The organism is Thermodesulfobacteriota bacterium (assembly GCA_036397855.1).
GTDB lineage: Bacteria > Desulfobacterota_D > UBA1144 > Nemesobacterales > CSP1-2 > DASWID01.
In genome coordinates, this window is sequence record DASWID010000112.1 from 1 (window position 1) to 21038 (window position 21038).

Below are 21038 nucleotides of genomic sequence, written 5' to 3' on the forward strand. Positions count from 1 at the left end.
CATTTCCTCAAGAGATAGACAAGAGATCGCCACAAGAGAGTCTATACTGAGCACTTCGATTATACTCAGTACAGGCCCTTCGACGGTGCTCAGGACAGGCTGCTCGAAGTACGATGACAAAAAAGAGGAGATTGCTTCGAGAGAACCTGTCCTTACCATGTCGATTAACTTGGTCCAGTCGAGAAACTCAGGGACTCAGGGGTCAAATCTTTTGTTGACTAGTTTTAAGAAATAACAATATTCTCTCTTGATCAGGAAATTAGGTAGTAAATCACTTGAGGGATTTCAAGTGTATTTGATCGAAATATTTATAGAAAATGTCCAATTTAGATACAATATCAAAAGACCAATTCCCTTTTCTTAAAACATTTATCAGTGGATACTACAAACAACAAAAGGTTTGACCCCTCTATTTTTTCTGTCTGAATCGTCAAGATATATATTCTTTTTCTCATTTCCTCTGCTGGTAATAGGATAGAGTGCACCTGGATATTGAACTATTAGGGGGTCTTGCCATACAGAGAGTTTATAGTTATGAGAAAATTATGTGAAATGTCAACGGGTCGACACCATATTTTTTGCTCTTTCTATTTATTCCGGGCGAACTGAAGAAGGGGCTGAGGAAAAAGATTAAATTAGGGGGTGAAAGTTAAGTGAAAAAATCCTTTTATTGCGTAATGTGTAATTTGGTATACGAGGACGACCGCCCTACTGAGGATGAGTTAGTCTGCGATGAGTGCGGCGGTGAGCTAGCTGAACTACCCATAGACACCGATTTCGATGAAGGAGGAGAGGGTTAAAATTTCAGAATCTTTGAAGCAAAAGCAGAGAGTTTGATAAGACGACCTGATGAACTTCGATTCATTCTGCGCATCTAAACGCTAAATAAAAAACTCAGGGGTCAAATTTTCAATTGACGATTGTTTTTTATTAATATCTTCCTTCCAGCAATTTTTGGATTGTTTGTTTTAGTTTTCATATCATGAACATCCTTTTTCTTGTACTCTTTCTTTATTTCATCGTCAACTAGGAATCTCTGGGGTCAGGCGTGAATAAATGAGTTATTTTTGTTTTTGCTCTTCTTGCCCGGTGTTTTTTTGGATTGTTTTTCCTATTTCCCGCCCTATTAACTTCATCCCTCCTTTCTTTCCTCTTTTTGTTTGAGTACGGCTATGGGTTCGCCCTGAACCTTATAGCATGCTGTTATGAGCTTGGTTCGAGTGGAAGACGTCTCCTACGAATCCTACTCTTTTCAATGACAATGATTGAACTGGCCAACTCCTCTGTTGAAATTTTTTCAAGAGCTCGACTTATAAGTTCTACCACTTCTTGCTCAGTGTAATTTCCACCTCGGAAGAGTATTAAACCTGGCCTTTCCGCCTTTGCCAGAGCCAAAAGTCGAGGATAGTCCAAATCAGCTGTGACTACAACACGTCCCTCATTTCTAGCACGTTCTAGGATAGTTATATCTGAAGCCCGATCTAGTCCCAATTCTAGAGCATGAACGGCATCATGGCCCTGTCTCGTTAACCAGACAGCCAATTGTGGTGAAAGAGGCATATCTACTACAAACTTCATCTCGCAAATTCCACTGTTTCATCTTCTGCAAGAAAGGCTGCGTAGAGCAAGGCTTGGTCTATATCCTCGGCCTCTAAATAGGGATATGCCTTTAAAATAGTTTCTTTTGTCTCTCCTGAAGCCAAAAGCCCAAGCAGGCGCGAAACAGGGAAGCGAAGTCCCCTTATGCACGGCTTACCGGTGCAAATATTTGGATTGACTGTAATGCGCTCAAGTTTCATCTTTTTATTATTATTTCCTCTTTTATAATTTGCAATACTTCTTGGAGATTTTTCGAAGCCTCTTCAAAAGATTTATCAGCTAGTTGCCGAATTTGTTTTGGTAGCTTTTCATAATAGCTTCAAAACGTTGGCCCGGCTAAGTGCCTCATAACTCTTTACACTTTCCGGCACGGCAGTCAGAAATCGCTTTCTCAGCTAACCTAACTAATTTCCCGGCCTTTACACCCCCCTCAAATTGTTTATCCCATACTTCATTATCAAACTTGTAAAACCACTCTCTCAAAACTGATAGGTGATCTTCAGATAGTTTTTCAATTGCTTTCTCAATTTCCTTTACAGTCATTGTCCCTTTCCATCTTTTGTCACTTGATTATTAATTATACGCCATTTCTTCAGAAGTGATAATTATTATTATTCAGAGAAATGGTGTCTGGCATCGTGACAAAATGAGACTCAAAGGAAACGTAACTCTTCAATGATGATACGCTTGAGAATCCTAATCCCTGAGGGTATAAAAAGGGGATTGCCACAGGGCTTCGCCCTTCGCAATGACGTGATGGCGGATTGCGGCTATGGAGACTGGGTCACACATGGCACTGTGATCATCATATTGCAGAATTAGAAATTTCGGGACTGGGAAAGGTCTGTGAGGTTCCCCATATATTATTAGACTTGGCCATCCTTAGACTTAGGACAGGTCCCTTGACCCTTCGACCCTTCGATAGTTCGACCTTTCGACTAAGCTCAAGGCTCACTACTCAGTGTGAACGGGTTATACGGGTTATAAAGAAGAGAATGGGGAATGTAAACCTTTTTATTCGTGGATCCCCAATAACTGCATTTGAGAATGACACGTGGTAATTGAGATTGCTTCGATACGTAGTTTCTCAAATGACCTCTATGCGGATTCCCGATAACGCCTGTGTCCAAATGTTTCTGTCGGGGAGTCCAAATGACAACGCTTAAGATCTGTTCGACCCAGCAAATGACTAACTCTTGGTTGGCTCGAATAAAAGAAAAAAGTAAAGAATCAAAGTGAAAGGATATTTAATCCATCTATCATTTCAAACTGAAAAGGCAAAAGAATTTGAAAAGTTTAAATTGGCCGAAACATTTGACACCAGTCTTACGTACCTTTATATTAAAGTTAAGGTTAACATTTAGCATTAATTTTATTTCTCTCGGGATAAGAGGAGCACATATTGGCAAAAGAGAAAAGAAAACCCATGACCCTCACCATGATAGGACTCAACCAGGCCAGAAAGGATTTATCCCGTCTGGTCAAGCGAGCGAAGAATTCGAATACTCGATTTTTAGTAAGCGAACGAGGCAAACCTCAGGCAGTGGTGATTGGCGTTGACGACTTTTTAAAGAATGTCCTCAAAAAGGAACGTGCGAGTGTCGTTGCCGAAATCCAACTTGAAGCAAAAGAGAAGGGGCTAGATACTATATCTGCAAAAGAGGTAGATCGAGAAATAAAGGCATACCGGAAATCTAAATCTTAAGTCCTACTCTCTGTGATTAAAGCGGTATACGATACTAATGTTATTGTTTCGGGACTTCTCAATTCAGAAGGCATCCCTGCGTTTCTTTTAGATATCGCTACTCAAAGAGAGATTACACTTTTTATATCCCCAGAAATCCTTCAGGAATATGAGGGGGTCCTTTTACGGCCAAAATTTGATTTTCAAAAGGAGTAGTAAAAAGATTTCTGCGACTGATTAAAGCAAAGAGTAAAATTGTGAAACCTAAGTCTTTAGAATTTACCCTGAAAGACCCTGCCGATAATAAGTTCCTTGAATGCGCGCTTGCTGGAAAGGTTGATTGCCTTGTAACAGGAAATACTCGTCATTTCCCTTCCCCAACATATAAAGGAATTAAAGTAATCTCTCCAAGAAAATTTTGGGCGATATATAAGGAGAGCTTGTAGTAATCATTAAAAAAGAATCTACGGCTTTTCTGCCGTACCCGCTTTAAGGATTATATATGAGAAACTTACAGTTCCTGTGATAAAAAACCTCTGGGATCATGAATAAATGAGTTATTGTTCTTTTTATTGATCTTCCCGCGATTTTTTCAATTGCCTTCGGTACTCTTCTTACCAAGAGCTTCCTCTTTATTTTCACTACCAATTAGAAGATAAGTGGGGGACTGAAGTCCTCCGCTAAACGTCTATTTACGGCTGGCCCTTTGATTCAACTCAGGACAGGCTCAGGACTCAAGGCAGGCATTTCCACCCTTCGACGGGTGAACGGGTTATAAAGAAAAGAAAGGGAGAAGTAAAACCATTTTATTAGTGGATTCCCGATAACAAATGACATATGAGGGGTGGATTCCCAATAACTGCATTTGAGAACGACACGTGTTAATTGAGATTGCTTCACGCGGCTAGCAATGACATTTGAGTCAAATCGGATCGTCACGCAGGAGTTTACACTGATCACTTCGACCTAGCCGGGACAGGTGCTTTGGCTAGGCTCACGACAGGTCCTCGGGCAAAGTAACTGATCCACACTTCGATCCTTCGATTACACTCAGGACAGGCTCAGGGCTCAGTGTGAACGGTTTATTATTGCCATCGTAGAACTGGGACAGACCCTTCGATGAAACCCAGGACAGGGTAAACGGCTGGGAGTATTGAGGGCTCGTGACAAGATTCGAATGACAGAGGGTAGCTGAGTGAAAAAGCGCTATATAATCTCGTTTTTCAGGATAATGAGCAGCCTCTCTAAATTTTTGATCTTCTCATCGGTATTTGATTTACCAAACCTGAGCTCCAAATATGCCTCTGTCAAGGCTTCAAAGGTATTGGACGTTGAGTTTGCATTTAAGCCTACGGCTTTAGCGAATTCTCTTGGCGTCAAATAATCGTGCTTTTTAAACCCTTTTTTGGTTAACATAGAGAGCGCTTTTTTATACATTGATGAGGCTCTTTTGTCAGTGTAGTATTCCCGAAACTTAGGCAGTCTTGTAAGTACGGGCTTTTTCACGAGTAACCAGGTAGTAAAACCCAACAATCCTAAGGCTATTAACCATCTCTTATCGACTAAGAGTTCACTAAAACCCTTATTTTGTAATTTTCTTTTTTGCCAGACCCATTTGTTTCTCAGTTGCTTGAAAAATTGATTTTGATCCTTTTGATCATAATCTATCACATATCTACTCCAACGGAATTTCAAGTAATCTATATACGAACTGAAGAAATAAAAGGCACCCGTTTCTGCATCTGAGTCCGCACTCTCTGGTGTTGGATCGAAACTAACCCAACCATATGTCGGGAAATAAACCTCCACCCAAGAGTGGGCATCGCTTTCTCTTATTAAAAAAAAGTCGCCGTGTGCATTCCATTGACCATCAATAAAACCATTGATAACTCTTGAAGGAATACCCAAAACCCTTAGCATAACTACCATGGATGTAGCAAAGTATTCACAATGTCCAGCCTTATTTTCGAAGAGGAAATCGTCTAACGGGAATTCGCTGGTTCCCCTTTCTAGGGTTCTAGTATATTTTAAGTTGTCTTGAAGATAATTTTTGATAGAAATCGTCCTATCATAAGCATTGGTTTTATCTATTGTCAACTCTTTTGCAAGATCTTGAATATTTTTATTTAGAAATGGTAGTTGGAGATAATTATCCATTATCTCAGTCGGATATTCTCCTCGGTCGCTTCTCAGGTCATAGGCCTCTGGGACTTCCAAATCTGAGTATGCTAAGTATTTGAGCTTATAGGATGTCTTATTCGGAAGAATGTAGGAGTCATTTATTTCAGCGATCATACTTCCTTCAAGGCCTTGAAAGCCAACAGGAACATTAGCTGAAAATAGAATATCCGTGTCTATTGGTTCAGTTAATATTTCCTGGGCTAATAATTCATTACCCGAATGCTTTACCCTTGTTTCTCCGTCAATGTTTTTTTTGATGGTCTGATAGTTGCGTTTGCTGGCTCGCCAATGGGTACCATCAAATCGATCAAGCGCTATACCTCTCCAATAAATAGGTCTTGGAATACTCTTGATCTCCCTGTTTAAAATCATTACCCTCATCACGGGTGAATTATCGAACTTAATTTGTCCAACCTGTCCTAGTTTTACTTCATCTGAGAACCCGGTCCTCAATGATTCGGGTGTGATAAAATCACTCATAAAAAAACCTGTTCTAATTCTTGGGACAGAAATAAAGATCATCGCAGTAAAAACTAAAACACAGATACTGATCAACGCAGTTGTACTTAAGAATTTTCCAGTAACAAGGTTAGGATCCGCCTTACTAGAAGTATCATGAGATTCTTTTGTGATATTAAGGATAACGATTGCTGAAAGCGATACTGCTACATACACTATGAATGCAACTCCATAGCCAAAATTTATAGCAACTACCGATCCGGCAAGAAATTGAAAGAAACTTAGAATGTAGATTTGAACAATATCTCTTATTGTCTTCCGTGCGAGCAGCTTAATGATCTGGGTATAGATTAAAAAAATTAAAATTGCATTAACGACTTCCACCCCAAGAACAAAGAAGCTTAGTAAAACATAGACTATAAGCAATATAGCAAGGAATGTAGAGAGGGTTTCGTTTATATAGTACTGTCTACGAATCTTTGAATTTATGAAACTAAAAGTTAACGCTACCACAAAAACAATGGCGGATAGATTGTCAACCACTCCCGTAATCCATATCGAAAAAAATCCCAATAGAGCGATCAGATGCGTGAACAGAGCCTGCGCCTGTGATAGGTTCACTTTATCTCTCCGAGGTATTTAATTTCTAAATCACGGAGTCTTTTTATCTTGTCTCTGCTGCGGGCTGCATTCTCAAACTCAAGCTTATTTGCAGCCAGTTTCATTTCCTCCGTAAGTTTTTTGATAAGGCCCGGAATCTTTTCTGGAGTAACATCTGATATCTCACCCTCATCATCCTTAGGAACCGTGAAATAGTCTGCTTCATATATAGAAGCGAGTATATCACTTATCCTCTTCTCAATACTCTTTGGTGTGATATGGTTCGATTTGTTAAATGCCAATTGAATTTCCCTTCTTCGGCTGGTTTCATAAATCGCCCTCGACATGGACGTGGTAATCCTATCTGCATACAATATAACCCTTCCCCTTATATTTCTGGAAGCTCGACCGAAGATCTGTATCAGCGATGTTTCTGAACGCAGGTATCCTTCCTTGTCCGCATCTAACACGGCAACAAGGGACAGTTCAGGTATGTCAAGCCCTTCGCGCAGGAGATTGATGCCTATTAGAACATCGAAAACTCCGATCCTGAGGTCTCTTATAATCCTAATCCTCTCCAGTGTTTCGATGTCGGAATGTATATACCTCACCTTTATACCGATTCGTCTATAATATTCGGCTAAATCCTCTGCCATGCGTTTGGTAAGAGTCGTTATAAGAACCCGATCGGACATGTCTACCGCCTTTTTTATTTCCTCTAGAAGATCGTCTACCTGGTTCTCTGCGGGTCGTATTTCTATCTCAGGATCAGCGAGTCCGGTGGGACGTATGATCTGTTCAACAACCTCCGCCTCGCATTTAGAAAGCTCGTATTGCCCGGGAGTAGCCGAGACAAAAATCACTTGATTGATCTTTTCCTCAAACTCAGAGAAGTTAAGTGGTCGGTTGTCGATAGCGGAGGGAAGCCTAAAGCCGTGTTCCACTAGAGTGAGCTTCCTGCTCCTATCACCCTCATACATTCCCCTAAGCTGCGGGACTGTCTGATGACTTTCATCTATAATAAACAATGAATCCTTTGGAAAATAGTCCAATAGCGTCCAAGGGGGTTCTCCTGGTCTCCTGCCCGATAGGTGCCTTGAATAGTTTTCAATTCCCGGGCAGAAACCGATTGTAGAGAGGAGTTCGAGATCATATTTTGATTTTTCCTCTATCCTTTTCTTTTCCAAGGTCATGCCCCGAGATTCAAAGTAGCTTATTCTCTCTATTAGCTCTTCCTTTATGGTTTTAATCGCACGAATTAGTTTCTCTGCCGGTGCAACATAATGTGTATTTGGATATATGATAGCTTTTTTTATATTTCTTACCGTCCTCTTTTCTAATGGTTCAATCTCCTTGATCGATTCGACATAATTACCAAAGAATTCCACCCTTAATGCAATCGACTCTTCATGTGATGGAAAAAGCTCTACCGAATCGCCCTTGACCGCAAAACTACCCCTGTAAAATTCGTTGTTGCTCCTTTCATAACGGGCATCTGTAAGCTTCCTAAGGAATTCGTCCCTCCCGATATCCATTCCTTCCTCAATTATGGTAAGCATGCCGTAATAGTCCTCGGGGGAGCCTATACCATAAATACATGAAACGCTTGCCACTATAATTACGTCTCTTCTGTCGAAAAGCGATGAAGTTGCCGCGTGTCGTAGTCTATCAATATGTTCATTTATGGATGCATCCTTCGCTATATATGTATCGGTTTCCGGTATATAGGCTTCGGGTTGATAATAATCATAGTAGCTGACAAAGTAATGCACGGCATTTTCCGGAAACAGCTCTTTGAGTTCTCCATACAATTGTGCGGCAAGTGTCTTATTATGCGCGATAATCAGTGTTGGCTTGTCCAGATTAGCGATTGCTTTTGCGATGGTAAAGGTTTTACCACTGCCGGTGACTCCGAGCAGTACTTGATGCTTAAGACCCCTAAGAACGCCTTTGGTAAGCTTATCTATGGCTGATGGCTGATCACCCTTAGGAGAAAAATCCGTCTTAATTTTAAAGAGGTTTGACACAATTACCCGACTAAAATTCTAATTGAATTGTGTAATAGTGTAAATAATATCCATAACCTTGTGGTCAGTCGGTTAAGAATAGCTGATTGGTATACCTTTCAAGAATTATAATCAGTCGAATATTGCGAAGGTCAAAAGGGCCTATTTATGTTTCTTCTTAACTTCGGTGAACCTTATTTTTTGCAGGTTTTGCCTTTGTTCTGGTGTCAGTACTTCTCTTATCTTTAATAACATATCTAGCCTGAGTCTTTTTAACTTTGTCTTTAATTGCACCACCTCATCATTCAGTTCCAGAACCTCATCCCTACCTGAATTTGGGTCTTCAATCTTCGATCGGAACTCTGATTGTTTCTGTTTTAATTGTGAATACAAGTCTGCTATTGGGTCCTTATTACCGTTGAATATTTGTTCTATGAGGTCGACTTGATCCTTTGTTAGATTAAGTTCCTTGACAACTTCGGGATCTTTCCACCACTTGGCGCTCTTATAGCCACCATGACTGTAGGAGTTTGGTGAGTAAAACAAGATTAAAGTTAAAATAATGAAGCAGGTCTTTTTCAATTCCTATCCTCCCGTGTTATTATCGTTGTCAAACTTCCAAAGCCCATAGATCTCCAACACGTCCGCACTGTCGAAAGATATTGTTCTGTCAACTTCAAATAGTAGCTTTTCGTCTTCTCTATCCTTCTCCGTATACTTAACTACGCTATTTTCTGCTCTCATATATACAATTGCAACAACAGAGATAATGAGGAACAGAGACAAGACAGATATGTATGACCAATTCCGCACCCGGTAGTCGAAGAGTTTAAACAACCATGGTTTAGGGCCTTCTTCCCGATGATTCAATCCTTCCCAAAACTTTATTATATAATCCTCTTTTGGTTCAATCCCTTCCCATTTATCCAGTAACTTCCATTCTAGATTTGCGAATCTCAGAAATTCGTTGCATTCGCTGCACACGTCCAAATGAACCTTCAACTCGTCCATTTGTGACTTGTCCCGGTCATCAATAGTGTAATCGAGTATTAAGTCCTTGAAATTCTCACAATTCATTTTCTCCCCTCTCTTCCAAAATTGGTTTTAATTTATCGATCAGTTTCATTCTTCCTCTATGAATATAGGTTTTAACCGCACCCACGGTGCATCCTATTACATCGGCTACTTCATCATAGGACAATCCTTCATATTTGCAAAGAATAATCGAAGTCCTCTCTTTCTCAGGTATTGCATTTAGTGCTTGAAAAATGCTATCCCTAATGTCCCTTCTGTTGATCAAATCATAACCACTCGGTGAATTAGAATCTCTTACATCCCCCTTATTCTCCTGAAATTCATCTAAACTCACTTTATTCATTCTGCCTTTTACTTTTATTTCAGTCAGGCAAACATTCGTAGCAATCTTGTAGAGCCATGTGGAAAATTTAGCCTGCGGTCTGTATTCCTTTACCGATCGGTAAACCCTTAAAAAGACTTCTTGAGCTAAGTCCTCTGAATCATTTCTATCATTGGTAAACCGGTATATATAATTCATAATAGACTTGTAGTGTCTTTTCATTAATTCTGTGAAGGCACTGTCATCCCCTGATTTGACTCTCCTCATGAGCTCGATATCAGTTTCCATCTGCATGCAGATTAGATTTTATATTTTAGTAACTAAAAATCAAAGAAAATGTTACGGATTTATTAACTATGTCAATTGATTAGGTATAATAAGCACGGAAATAAAGATTTGCTAGATACTTACAAACATTCTTAGATTTCCTCAACCACTAGTCAATTAATTATATTGTGATTAAGCAACTGATAATTATTGTTGGTGCGATAAGTATGGTAAGAATACATAATTTGATAATGACAGAACCATCGTTTAGCGTCGATCAGAATTAATTTTCATTAAATTAATAGAGTGTCAAGTAAACACGCAACACATGCTCAACTGGAATACAGATGAAAAAAAGGCCCTTTGGTAATGACTCGGCTAATTTTGGGCGATTTGATGCACCTGAAAACGTATCCACTCCAGATCGGGGTGAAACTGAGTTAAAGCCCCCCATGATCTCCAAATCTAGAAGAATCTTTGTCACCATGGGGCTAATGATAGGAATGTTTCTAAGTGCGCTCGAAGCTACAGCTGTTAGCACCGCAATGCCTACCGTTGTCTCCAGTCTAGGGGGCCTGAACATTTACAGTTGGGTCTTTTCCGCCTATGTTCTTACATCGACTATTTCGCTGCCCTTTTGGGGAAGACTGTCGGACCTTTACGGAAGGAAAAGGTTCTACATTATCGGCATTGCGATATTTCTCATAGGATCGGCACTTTCAGGACAATCAAAGTCCATGAATGCTCTGATTTTATTTCGTGCACTTCAGGGATTCGGTGGCGGAGCCCTTTTGACCTTGGGAATGATAATCGTCGGCGAAATGTTTTCACTGACGGAAAGGGCAAGGGTACAGGGTCTTTTCGGTGGTGTTTGGGGCCTTTCTAGCATAGTCGGACCAATTCTAGGAGGCGTTATTACAGATCAGTTTTCATGGCGATGGGTTTTTTACCTTAATATTCCCTTCGGAATCATAGCGGTATTAGTGATATGGTTTGCACTCAAAGAAAACACATTTACTGGCAAGAAAGTATTTCTTGATATTAAGGGAGCAACAGTATTGACGGCACTGGTCTCACTTTTTCTGATTGGCCTGACACAGATCGGCAAGGAGGACAGCTTACATTCTCTGGTTGTAACTCTAATGCTGGTATCATGTATCCCTTTACTGTGGCTATTTATCAAAACACAGAAGCTTGCGAAAGATCCAATCCTCCCACTCGAATTGTTTTCAAACCCATTTTTTAAGACCTCCGTTATCACCGGTTTTCTCGTGGGAATGGCAATGTTCGGGTCAATATCATTTATACCTTTATTTATTCAAGGGGTGATTGGAACTAATGCTACGCAAGCGGGAACCATTCTTACACCATTGTTACTCAGTTGGGTCTTTTTCTCAAGCATTTCCGGGAAATTAATGCTTCGATTTGGTTATAGACAGATCATTTTAATTGGCACTGCCCTATTATCTATTGGATTTTTTCTTCTCAGCTACATGAGTAAAGATACATCGCATAGTGGTACTATCGTAATATTGCTTATCCTTGGGACCGGAATGGGTATGATCTTCGTCCCTTTACTCCTAGCTGTTCAAAATTCTGTTCCAAGATCGAGACTCGGAATTGCTACCTCCACGACTCAATTTTTCCGATCTATGGGTGCCACTATCGGAGTAAGCGTAATGGGAATGGTTCTGAGTACCACGATGCTATACGGAACCGGTTCACTTTCAAAGTCACTTGAGGCCTCGGAATTGCATTATCTAAAGAATCCGGATTTGATCGTAGACCCTGAAGCAAGGACTTATTTATCCCCTGAAATCCATGATGCATTAACCCATTTGTTAGCTAGCTCACTGAGAAATGTATTTTTAACCGGATTATTCATAGCAGTCGTTGCCTTCGTCTCTGCATTTCTTATGCCTAAGGGAAGGTTCATAGACATGAGGGAAGAAGAAAAAAAAATTGTTTAGCTAAAAAACCTTAATAATCGCTCGGACCGTCAATCTTCTAAAAACAGAAATCCTATTCTAAATTTACCTTTATGATTGGAAGTGATCGAAAATGAAAAAGATAATTGCCAGTCTGCTACTTCTTATATCATGTGCGAGAGGCAATCATACTGATACCAAGAGTGAAAAAGTATTTCGTCCAAGGGATTGCTTGAACATGCCTGTTAGCATTCAAAGCTTTCAGTATTTGGACCCGTCCTTGAAGAATCGTAAGATCAGTCGTGCTACACTGGCTAGGCGTGCAACATTGATGGGTAAAGGGGCTCCATCAGATGTTCCCTGTGAAAAACAATCCCGATAGGGGAATAAACATCAACCGACAATCATTCAATTCAAGAAGCCTCTTGGCCTAACTGGCCTTGACAATCAACAATTCCTTCGGATTTCTTTTACTTTATCGATGACGAAAAAGGGAATCGTATACCTCATTGGTGCTGGTCCGGGAGATCCAGGGCTATTTACGTTAAAAGGAAAGAAATTCCTGGCACGATCGGAGGTTATAGTATACGACTACCTCGTAAACCCAGAGCTACTCGAATTTGCTAGAGAAGGAGCGGAAATTATATATGTTGGAAAAAAAAGAGGCCATAAGGAGATTCCACAAAAGGAAATTAATAGGCTAATCACGAAGAAAGCGCTGGAGGGGAAAACCGTTGCAAGGCTTAAAGGTGGAGACCCGTTCATATTTGGAAGGGGGGGCGAGGAAGCGGTTGAACTGGCAAAACACGGTATTCCGTTTGATGTAATTCCGGGTGTATCATCTCCCACAGGGGTGACAGCATATGCCGGGATACCGCTTACACATAGGGATTATTCGTCATCGTTTGCGGTCGTTACAGGTCATGAAGACCCTAAGAAACTAAAAACATCACACCCGTGGGAAGCCCTGGCTAAAATAGGTACACTCGTATTCCTAATGGGAGTTGAAAAACTGGAACAGAATATGAAAAAGCTAATCGAGATGGGGAAGTCACCGAAGACCCCAGCGGCCATTATCACTTGGGGCACTCTCCCAAATCAATCAACGCTAACAGGAACTATAGGGACTATAGTTAGCTTATCAAAAGAAAAAAAAATATCTTCCCCGTCAATCATAGCGGTCGGAGATGTCGTCAATTTAAGAAAGAATATAAATTGGTTCGAATCAAAGCCCCTCTTTGGTAAAACAGTTCTGGTGACTAGGGCCAGACCCCAATCAAGAATATTTGCCGAATTCCTCGAAGAGGAAGGCGGACAGGTAATTGAGTTTCCCACTATCGATGTGGTACCTATCAGGACTTGGAACAGGATCGATAAGGCGGTTGAAAAATTAGGCCATTACAACTGGCTGATCTTTACAAGTGTAAACGGGGTAAACTTCTTTTTTCAAAGGTTTAGGAGAAAGAAGAGGGATGTAAGGGAGCTTAAGGGTATAAGAATCGCGGCCATCGGAGAACAAACAGAAAATGAGATTAACAAGATGGGGATTAAGGTGGATTTGATTCCTGAAGAATTCAGGGCTGAAGGTTTGATAAAGCTTTTTGAGAGAATCGATATTAAGGGAAGTCGGATTCTTATCCCCAGGGCAAAGATAGCAAGAAGAATTCTTCCAATGAAACTCAGAAAAATGGGTGCTCGTGTCGATGTATTGCCAGTCTATGAGACCAAGATGCCGGGGAAATTGAAAATAGATAAGGTTAGAAAGTTGCTCTTGAACGGTGACATAGATGTTATAACATTTACGAGTTCATCGACTGTTAAGAACTTCTTTTCTATGATTGGAAGGGATAAAAAAATAATCTCGAGATCAACAATTGCATGTATTGGACCGATAACAGCCGAGACGATAAGAGGTTTTGGAATCGAGCCTGAAATTATTTCAGGAACATACACGGTTCAAGGCCTTACACGAGAAATTGCATCTTATTTCACAGGCGAACAACAAAGTAAGAATTAAAGTGGCAAGATTTCCAATCAGTAATAAGAATATATCCAATCAAGAGGCAATCATTACAGGGTCTGATTACAGGCATATTGTTAAGGTCTTAAGATTAAAACCTGGACAGGAATTAGTACTCTTTGATGAAAGCTCCTTCGAACATATCGGCAAAATAATCGAGATTAATAAGAAAGAGATAAAGGTAAGTATAGTCAACTCGACTAAGATTATGTCCAAATCAGATGTCAACTTAACCCTCCTACACGGAATACCAAAAGGAAACAAGATGGACTTTATCGTTGAGAAGGCAACGGAGCTAGGAGTAGATTCGATAGTACCAGTGGTAACAGAACGGTCCCAAGTAAGAGAGACTAATAAGGCTTTGAGATGGAACAGAATTGCAATAGAATCTTCAAAGCAATGCGGGAGGGTGACAACTCCTAAAATTCATGATCCGATCAGGTTTAAAGATGCCGAAATCTACAGTCGTAATGGCGGCTTAAGACTCATATTTTATGAGCGTTGTAAAACTAAGTTAAGCGATTATATTAAGAGTGTATCAAAACCTACTGCAAACATTATTATATTTATAGGTCCGGAAGGAGGATTTTCTGAATTTGAGATAAAATTAGCCATGGAGTGGGGATTTTCACCTATTGGTCTTGGCCCCAGGACGCTCAGGACGGAAACGGCCGGCATTGTCGCGGTCGTCTTAATTCAACATGTTCTGGGGGATATTTAGCTAGCAAATTCCCTGAGGCTTTCAGGGTCTCCATGCTTGTTCCGACCTAGACATTGAGGACTCGGGATAGTGATACCCTGCATTTTGCCACGGGGTCATTCATCGACTATCTATCATCTATTTCTTGCTTTCTTTGTCTTGATACAAAGAAACAATCCTTCGAACGGACAGGCGCAGTATGAACGGAGATTTTTGACCTTTAAATCTATGTGGCTATTTGAGCATTATTACTGAATGTCATTAAATTAGGATTCCCAATCCGGACATCCTGAGCCTGGTCGAAGGATGATTTTAGATCACGAAGTGGAGTAATTGCACACTTCGATGAACTCAGTGTGAACGGGTTAGGGAGATTTTAACGCCTTCGTTTCTGATTTTCTTAACGCAATTTTTGGAAGGCCAATGACAAAATCAGTTTCGGCTCCGTCATTCCGAAATTTATGAAGCAAATTGAAGCAATCTCCCATTTTTTCGCATGTTTTAGTGTGTATTTATTTTGGGATTCCCGCACAGCTCGCTCGCCGGAATATCTGATTCGATAAGATTTAACTCAGTTCAGTTATTCGCCGAATTAGTTTAATTAATCTCTCCTTTTTCTCTTTACGGGCTTTTCTATATATTTCTCCATCTAGCCCTCCTTCCTCAAATCTATCGTCGAGCTCTGCAATCTCCTGTATCAGTTTACCCTTTTCCCTTTCAATATCACTAAGGACTTCCTCGCTTTCCTGGCTATCAAACCCTTTTCCTTTGAAAACAAATGCGTATAACATCCCACCACCAACAACCAGTAAGACTACACATAGTGCAGCCCACTTAACTACTGCTTCACGATCGAACGATTTATTAATAGCTACCACTATTTTAGAGCCAGGTTTTAGGTTTTTGCCAGTCCACTGAAGAAACTTTTCATTTTGAATATCTACAAGACCTCCGCCTGTAAGACCTTCCACAGTGACATTCTCATCCGAGTCAGATACAAGAAGAAGGAGACTATCGGTGGGATAATTCACCTTGTCTTCGATCACATTTTTTCCGGATTTAAATGGAAGTGTATATGTGTAAACTACCCTTCTAACGCCCGGCCAAACTGCAGAAGTATCCGAAAATCCCGATTCGGTTTGAACAACGCTTTCACTTGTAATACCGTGAATGAACTGAATATTGCTAGCGTCACTGGGTAGACGAAACCTTAAGGTCTCCCTTTTCCCGTTAACTACGTCAGAACCGACGTATATTTTCTTATCTCTGTTTTCAAACATCAATAATTCTGCGACCGAAATCGAGTCCGTAGAGACCTGTAAAATCACATGAGCTTGCTTTATTATTACTTCACTCTCGCTTTCAGTAGGTTCATATACGGGTAACTCGAGAGTCTTGGTATCCTCATCCGGGTAAAAAACCAACTTATCTGTTACATATTCCGTGCCCCTATAATTGAGGGTAATCGAATAGCTACGGTTCCATGGTAAATCTCTAAATTCAAAAGTTCCATTTTTGTCTGTCACAAGTTTCTTCTCATCAGTTACACGATCTCCTAGCATGGCACGCAGTGTAACTTCGATATCACCAGACACTTTGTCAGTGGTTTTGTTCGTGACACTTCCCTTAATATCACCACCATGATCCTTCGTAGATTGAATGGGCTTCTTAGAAAAAAGATAGTCTGCAATGATGTCTATGTGAGCCTCCGGAACTTGTAGCGGAGGCATTGGAGGATAGCCTTCGTTTATGGGCATTTTACCCTTGGCCTGGTACACCTGTTGAGGATTCTGTATCCAGTGCTTTATTTCATCTATACTATATTTGCTGCTAATCCCTGCCAGGTCTGGGCCCACAAATCTACCCCTCCCAATCGTATGACAATTAACGCATCGATTTTGGATAAATAGATCCTTTCCATGATCGACTCTCTCGATATCGACCTGGGCAAAAACATCCACCCCTAAAAAGACCGTAGAAGAAAACAGCAAAAATGCTATCGTCGAGATAACAGACAAATTATTTATTCCTCCCAAATTACGTATCCTAGCTGACATCTTTTAGGCCGATACCGCACCTTGAACAAAACAGATCCCCTGCGCTGTATTCCTTTCCACAATTCAAACATGATAGATATCCATTTTTATCGATCTTCTGTTTTCGGGTTTTAAGAATTTCCTTTTCGATTTCATCTTGTTCGGGCGATTTCAAATTTCTTAGTGTTTTTATCTCTTTTTCTAATCCATCTTCTAACTCTGTAGAATGTACCCCTCTACTTATTACATCAATCTGTTTAAGTACGGATACAGCTCTTGCCTTGTAGTCTTGTTTAAGTTCATCATAATCTTCTCTCGATAGTTTTCCCAGTCCATAATCAAATTCTATATCATTTAATGCGGTGTAAAGTAATTCCTTTTCAGAGTTAAGCCTTTTCAACTCGATTAAAGAAGGGTTTACAATTGGATTTGATTTCTGCTCAAAGGGGTTTTCAACGTCGGTGTTTTTTTTGAAGAAGGGTAACGTTATAAAGACTGCTGTAAGAATCACTATCGCCAATAAGATGATTATTTCCAATTTGACACTCCTAGCTTTCTGGAACTATTCAATAAAAGGATAAAAATAGCAAAGAGAGGAAATTTCTAAACTTCTGCCGTCCTGTCCTTTGATCCTATACTATATTCGACAAGCACTTCCTGTTCCTTTTTGCTCGGAGTCGGCCACATAATAACGATTGCCCCTAAGAGTAGAACCACTCCGCCAGCCCAGATCCACGACACCATTGGATTTATTAAAACCCTGAAACTAGCGCTACCATCTTGAAAATTTGAAAGTATTACATAGAGGTCATGTGTAAATGAAGAGAGAATTGCAACCTCAGTTTCTTGATTAATCTCACGATTTCCGGAGTACTTATACAGATTTTTTTCAGGAGCCATTGCTCCGATCTTTCTTTCGCCATCAAATACCGAGAGGCTAGCGGCTGTCCCATGTTTCGCATCTGTCGTATACTGGTTGAGATCATCGAATCTCAGAGTAAAATCACCAACGCTCATAGATTCCCCTGTTTTCAGTGTTGCCTCTTTCTGCTTCACAAAAACAGATGAGCCAGTTATCCCAATCACTACCAAAACAACCCCAAGGTGGACTATGTAGCCACCATATCTCCTACGGTTTTTGGATATCAGTCTCCCGAAGGCGCGCAAATAATTTTCCCCTCTCCTAACTCGAACTCTTATCCCCCTGTAGTATTCGACAAACACGGTCGCAGTCACATACGCGCATAGACCGAAAGAAATAAGCGCATAAATGTGTCTCATTCCGAAAAGCAATAAGATTACAGATGTCAGAACTCCGATTGCCACTGGAAATGTGAAATTTCTTATTAAATTATCTTTTGAGGCTTTTCTCCAAGAAATTAACGGACCAACTCCCATCAAAAATATCAATACTAAGCCGATCGGAACATTCACTCTATTAAAATACGGCGGACCAACAAGAATCTTGTCCCTTGTGACGAGTTCGGATATGATTGGGAAAATTGTTCCTAGGAATACGGTAAAAGCGGCACCCAGAAAAAGAAGGTTATTAAATATGAAAGCGCTCTCTCTTGATATAATAGAGTCGAAATGATTATCGCTTTTAAGATCATCTAATCTAAGAGTGAACATGGCAAATGAGAAAATAAGTATGAAACCTATAAAACCTAGAAAATAGGGACCAATGTCTGACTGGGCAAATGAATGAACCGAGGAAATTATCCCGCTTCTGGTAACAAAGGTCCCAAATATTGCCAGGAAAAAGGTAAGTATTATCAGCGACAAATTCCACTTTTTAAGCATTCCCCTTTTTTCTTGAATCATTACCGAGTGAACAAAGGCTGTACCGACAAGCCATGGCATAAATGCGGCATTCTCCACGGGATCCCATGCCCAATAACCACCCCAACCGAGCTCCAAGTAAGCCCACCTTGCGCCCAACAACAGACCCAGGCCTAAGAATGTCCATGCCAGCAGTGCCCATTTTCTAGATTGTCTTATCCACTCGTCATCCAACTTGCCGCTCAGAAGAGCACCCATCCCAAATGCAAAAGGTACCGTGACTCCGACATAACCAAGGTATAAAGTGAGAGGATGAATGGCCATATAGGCATTCTGCAGAATGGGGTTTAGCCCCCTTCCCTCTTCGGCTACAAAGGGTAGTTTTTCAAAAGGACTCTCAACAAAGGCTATAAGAAAGATGAAGAAGGTCGAAACAGCAGCGAGTGTTGCGAGGACATATGGTGTGAATCTGCTTCGTCTCCTGTTCTGAATCACCACAAGGGATGAATATACTGAGAGTATCAGGCACCAAAGAAGCAGGGATCCAGCCTGGCCCGCCCACAACGCGGTTATCCTGTAAATAGTAGAGAGATCACTACTGGCATTTAAGGCGACATATTTAAGGCTGAAATCTAGATTCAGGAGAGCATGTATCAGTGAGACGGCTCCTATGGTTAGAAGAAAACAGACCGCAAGCGACCCGTTCTCGGCACTTTTGATTAAATCGTCCCTTTTGGTTTTAGCTCCAATTACGGAGGCAACTATGACGTAGACAGAGAGTATAAAAGCTAAAAAAATTGATATATTACCGGTTTCAACCATTTTATATATTTTTAGACCCTTTTAAGGAATCTGTGGATTCATACTTGGTGGGACATTTGGCCAACAATAAACTAGCCACAAATACGTTATCCGGTGTATATAGACCTTCGACGACCGCTTCGACGCCATCTTTAAATATATCCGGCACTATTCCCTTATATTTTACATCCAGCGTTTCTTCGCCGTCCGCAATCTTAAACTCGAGGCTTCCATCAATCTCATTCCTTATAGATCCCGGAACAACTTTTCCCGAGACCCTTACTTTTTCCTTATACACTGAAGGTACCCTATCCTTCAATTCCTGAACGGTAAGATAGTAGATCATCGTATCACTGACACCACCGTAAACGAGGTACGCTATAGCAACGGCGATTACAGTGATTGCTACAATGAATTTTGTCTTTCCTTTTAGCATCAATTATTCTTCCTCACTGCAATAAATAAGCTATTGACTTTCTTCATTTGAATTCAGAGAAGACTCTATAGACTCTAACTGATTTTTCAAGTTATGATTTTTTCTAATAAGATAATAGATATATATCAAAAGCACAATCCAAAAAATTATTTGCGACCAGAAAAGATAAGACATCTGCTATTTTGCCTCCATTAATTTAAGCCTTAGGATATTATCTTTCATAATTTCTAGTTCTACCCTATTCTTAAGTATCAAGATAAACAAAAGGGTAAAAGCTACTAGCGTAACCATCAATGCGACCATCATCTCTGATGCAATACCGCCCCCACGGGATCCAAATACAACCGGGGAGATTCCACGCATAACCCTCGCCGAAATGTAAACAAGGGGTAAGTCTAAAAACGCTATGATTCCAAAAACAGCGGCAAATTTTGCTTTCCTCACATCGTTCCCCGCGGATGAACGCAGTATCATGTAAACAACGTAGAGAATCCAAAGAATAAATGTAGTAGTGAGTTGCGGATCCCAAGTCCACCACGTGCCCCAGATGGGTTTGGCCCAAATACTACCCGATACTATCGTAAGTGTAATAAAAACCACCCCTATTTCGGCAGCAGAATAAGCCAGAATATCCCAGTTGCGACTCTCTTTTCTCAGATACTGAATGCTTGCAACAAATACGATTACAAATGAAATCGTGGCGACCCAAACGGTTCCCATATGGAAATAAAAAATTTTTTGGATCGGTCCCATAATCCTCTCAGTCGGCGCGTAAATAAATGAAGCATAGAGCGAACCAATCATTGATATAAAAGTCAGAGCTAAAAGAAGATTCATGATTAACCCGAGCAAAATCTATTTTATTTAAACTTTTCCTACTACAAACTCAAAGACTCCAGAACAGGTTTCGCATCAATTATATCGGATGTCGTTAGAACCTGCAAAGCACAACCCGAATGCTCTATTGAACCCCCATCTAGCGTCCATGTACGCGATCTTACTAAGCCGATAATAGACGGCATAGTCAGAAGGAATAGCAAAATCCGATGCGGTGCGTCACACCGTTTCGTGCTTTCTTCAATAGCCGTAGCCGCCACAATGTATGAATGGATAACTAGGATAAAGATAAGACTTAGGGCACCATTCCAACTCATTGTCATTTCACTGCTAAGACCAATGCAA

Annotated in this window: 21 protein-coding genes; 8 read left to right on the forward strand and 13 right to left on the reverse strand. The window is 40.5% G+C overall.

The window, feature by feature from the left end; all coding sequences use genetic code 11:
• A partial coding sequence (locus tag VGA95_08710; protein HEX9666621.1) for a hypothetical protein occupies window positions 1-235 on the forward strand: 235 nt, incomplete at its 5' end.
• Window positions 236-653: 418 nt separating this feature from the next.
• Window positions 654-800, forward strand: a complete 147-nt coding sequence (locus VGA95_08715; protein ID HEX9666622.1) for a hypothetical protein — start codon at window positions 654-656, stop codon at window positions 798-800.
• Between the two features lie 403 nt (window positions 801-1203).
• Here VGA95_08715 and VGA95_08720 read toward each other — a convergent pair whose 3' ends face one another.
• From VGA95_08720 to VGA95_08730, 3 genes are all read right to left on the reverse strand, one after another.
• Window positions 1204-1578, reverse strand: a complete 375-nt coding sequence (locus VGA95_08720; GenBank protein HEX9666623.1) for a DUF5615 family PIN-like protein — start codon at window positions 1576-1578, stop codon at window positions 1204-1206.
• Window positions 1575-1799 (reverse strand): DUF433 domain-containing protein, encoded by a 225-nt coding sequence (locus VGA95_08725; protein HEX9666624.1) that lies wholly within the window; start codon window positions 1797-1799, stop codon window positions 1575-1577. Before VGA95_08725 ends, VGA95_08720 begins: the two co-directional genes overlap by 4 nt.
• A 145-nt stretch (window positions 1800-1944) precedes the next feature.
• Complete coding sequence (locus tag VGA95_08730) at window positions 1945-2142, reverse strand: hypothetical protein (GenBank protein HEX9666625.1); 198 nt, start codon at window positions 2140-2142, stop codon at window positions 1945-1947.
• Between the two features lie 132 nt (window positions 2143-2274).
• On the opposite strand from VGA95_08730, the gene VGA95_08735 reads away from it, so the two are divergent.
• Together VGA95_08735 and VGA95_08740 are read left to right on the forward strand one after the other, a co-directional pair.
• Window positions 2275-2421 carry a hypothetical protein gene (locus VGA95_08735; GenBank protein ID HEX9666626.1) on the forward strand — a complete coding sequence of 49 codons (147 nt, stop codon included), beginning with the start codon at window positions 2275-2277 and terminating at the stop codon, window positions 2419-2421.
• A 580-nt stretch (window positions 2422-3001) separates the two neighbouring features.
• Window positions 3002-3304: a type II toxin-antitoxin system prevent-host-death family antitoxin gene (locus tag VGA95_08740; protein HEX9666627.1), complete on the forward strand. Its 303-nt coding sequence runs from the start codon at window positions 3002-3004 to the stop codon at window positions 3302-3304.
• Window positions 3305-4489: 1185 nt separating this feature from the next.
• Here the strand turns inward: VGA95_08740 and VGA95_08745 are convergent.
• The 5 genes from VGA95_08745 to VGA95_08765 all read right to left on the reverse strand — a co-directional run bounded on the left by VGA95_08745 (window position 4490) and on the right by VGA95_08765 (window position 10174).
• The gene (locus VGA95_08745) at window positions 4490-6544 is read right to left on the reverse strand and encodes a DUF3488 and transglutaminase-like domain-containing protein (GenBank protein ID HEX9666628.1); all 2055 of its coding nucleotides are present in this window, start codon (window positions 6542-6544) and stop codon (window positions 4490-4492) included.
• Entirely contained in the window at window positions 6541-8550 is a 2010-nt protein-coding gene (gene uvrB, locus VGA95_08750) for an excinuclease ABC subunit UvrB (protein ID HEX9666629.1), read from the reverse strand. Before uvrB ends, VGA95_08745 begins: the two co-directional genes overlap by 4 nt.
• Before the next feature lie 141 nt (window positions 8551-8691).
• A complete protein-coding gene (locus VGA95_08755) occupies window positions 8692-9111 on the reverse strand; it encodes a Spy/CpxP family protein refolding chaperone (GenBank protein ID HEX9666630.1) in 420 nt (139 codons plus the stop codon).
• Between the two features lie 3 nt (window positions 9112-9114).
• Entirely contained in the window at window positions 9115-9606 is a 492-nt protein-coding gene (locus VGA95_08760; protein HEX9666631.1) for a hypothetical protein, read from the reverse strand.
• The gene (locus VGA95_08765) at window positions 9596-10174 is read right to left on the reverse strand and encodes an RNA polymerase sigma factor (GenBank protein ID HEX9666632.1); all 579 of its coding nucleotides are present in this window, start codon (window positions 10172-10174) and stop codon (window positions 9596-9598) included. The genes VGA95_08760 and VGA95_08765 overlap by 11 nt, the downstream gene beginning before the upstream one ends.
• A gap of 326 nt (window positions 10175-10500) precedes the next feature.
• Here VGA95_08765 and VGA95_08770 point away from each other — a divergent pair, with 326 nt between their 5' ends.
• From VGA95_08770 to VGA95_08785, 4 genes are all read left to right on the forward strand, one after another.
• Entirely contained in the window at window positions 10501-12123 is a 1623-nt protein-coding gene (locus VGA95_08770) for an MDR family MFS transporter (protein ID HEX9666633.1), read from the forward strand.
• Window positions 12124-12214: 91 nt separating this feature from the next.
• Window positions 12215-12463: a hypothetical protein gene (locus VGA95_08775; GenBank protein HEX9666634.1), complete on the forward strand. Its 249-nt coding sequence runs from the start codon at window positions 12215-12217 to the stop codon at window positions 12461-12463.
• Between the two features lie 99 nt (window positions 12464-12562).
• On the forward strand, window positions 12563-14098 hold the full coding sequence (cobA, locus tag VGA95_08780; GenBank protein ID HEX9666635.1) for a uroporphyrinogen-III C-methyltransferase: 1536 nt from the start codon (window positions 12563-12565) through the stop codon (window positions 14096-14098).
• Between the two features lies 1 nt (window position 14099).
• Entirely contained in the window at window positions 14100-14822 is a 723-nt protein-coding gene (locus VGA95_08785; GenBank protein HEX9666636.1) for a 16S rRNA (uracil(1498)-N(3))-methyltransferase, read from the forward strand.
• A gap of 545 nt (window positions 14823-15367) precedes the next feature.
• On the opposite strand, the gene VGA95_08790 is transcribed toward VGA95_08785, so the two are convergent.
• The 5 genes from VGA95_08790 to ccsA all read right to left on the reverse strand — a co-directional run bounded on the left by VGA95_08790 (window position 15368) and on the right by ccsA (window position 20693).
• Window positions 15368-16819, reverse strand: a complete 1452-nt coding sequence (locus VGA95_08790; protein ID HEX9666637.1) for a cytochrome c — start codon at window positions 16817-16819, stop codon at window positions 15368-15370.
• 28 nt (window positions 16820-16847) lie between these two features.
• Window positions 16848-17375, reverse strand: a complete 528-nt coding sequence (locus tag VGA95_08795) for a zinc ribbon domain-containing protein (GenBank protein HEX9666638.1) — start codon at window positions 17373-17375, stop codon at window positions 16848-16850.
• A gap of 65 nt (window positions 17376-17440) precedes the next feature.
• On the reverse strand, window positions 17441-19441 hold the full coding sequence (locus VGA95_08800; GenBank protein HEX9666639.1) for a heme lyase CcmF/NrfE family subunit: 2001 nt from the start codon (window positions 19439-19441) through the stop codon (window positions 17441-17443).
• 1 nt (window position 19442) lies between these two features.
• Entirely contained in the window at window positions 19443-19856 is a 414-nt protein-coding gene (locus VGA95_08805) for a cytochrome c maturation protein CcmE (protein HEX9666640.1), read from the reverse strand.
• 177 nt (window positions 19857-20033) lie between these two features.
• Complete coding sequence (ccsA, locus tag VGA95_08810) at window positions 20034-20693, reverse strand: cytochrome c biogenesis protein CcsA (protein HEX9666641.1); 660 nt, start codon at window positions 20691-20693, stop codon at window positions 20034-20036.
• Window positions 20694-21038 lie beyond the last annotated feature (345 nt).

Excerpts from the sequence above, each read along its gene's own strand:
- VGA95_08720 (HEX9666623.1), bottom strand. The coding sequence starts at position 1,578 with ATGAAGTTTGTAGTAGATATGCCTCTTTCACCACAATTGGCTGTCTGG.
- VGA95_08725 (HEX9666624.1), bottom strand. The coding sequence starts at position 1,799 with ATGAAACTTGAGCGCATTACAGTCAATCCAAATATTTGCACCGGTAAG.
- VGA95_08730 (HEX9666625.1), bottom strand. The coding sequence starts at position 2,142 with ATGACTGTAAAGGAAATTGAGAAAGCAATTGAAAAACTATCTGAAGAT.
- VGA95_08735 (HEX9666626.1), top strand. The coding sequence starts at position 2,275 with ATGATGATACGCTTGAGAATCCTAATCCCTGAGGGTATAAAAAGGGGA.
- VGA95_08760 (HEX9666631.1), bottom strand. The coding sequence starts at position 9,606 with ATGAATTGTGAGAATTTCAAGGACTTAATACTCGATTACACTATTGAT.
- VGA95_08765 (HEX9666632.1), bottom strand. The coding sequence starts at position 10,174 with ATGGAAACTGATATCGAGCTCATGAGGAGAGTCAAATCAGGGGATGAC.
- VGA95_08770 (HEX9666633.1), top strand. The coding sequence starts at position 10,501 with ATGAAAAAAAGGCCCTTTGGTAATGACTCGGCTAATTTTGGGCGATTT.
- VGA95_08775 (HEX9666634.1), top strand. The coding sequence starts at position 12,215 with ATGAAAAAGATAATTGCCAGTCTGCTACTTCTTATATCATGTGCGAGA.
- cobA (HEX9666635.1), top strand. The coding sequence starts at position 12,563 with ATGACGAAAAAGGGAATCGTATACCTCATTGGTGCTGGTCCGGGAGAT.
- VGA95_08800 (HEX9666639.1), bottom strand. The coding sequence starts at position 19,441 with ATGGTTGAAACCGGTAATATATCAATTTTTTTAGCTTTTATACTCTCT.
- VGA95_08805 (HEX9666640.1), bottom strand. The coding sequence starts at position 19,856 with ATGCTAAAAGGAAAGACAAAATTCATTGTAGCAATCACTGTAATCGCC.
- ccsA (HEX9666641.1), bottom strand. The coding sequence starts at position 20,693 with ATGAATCTTCTTTTAGCTCTGACTTTTATATCAATGATTGGTTCGCTC.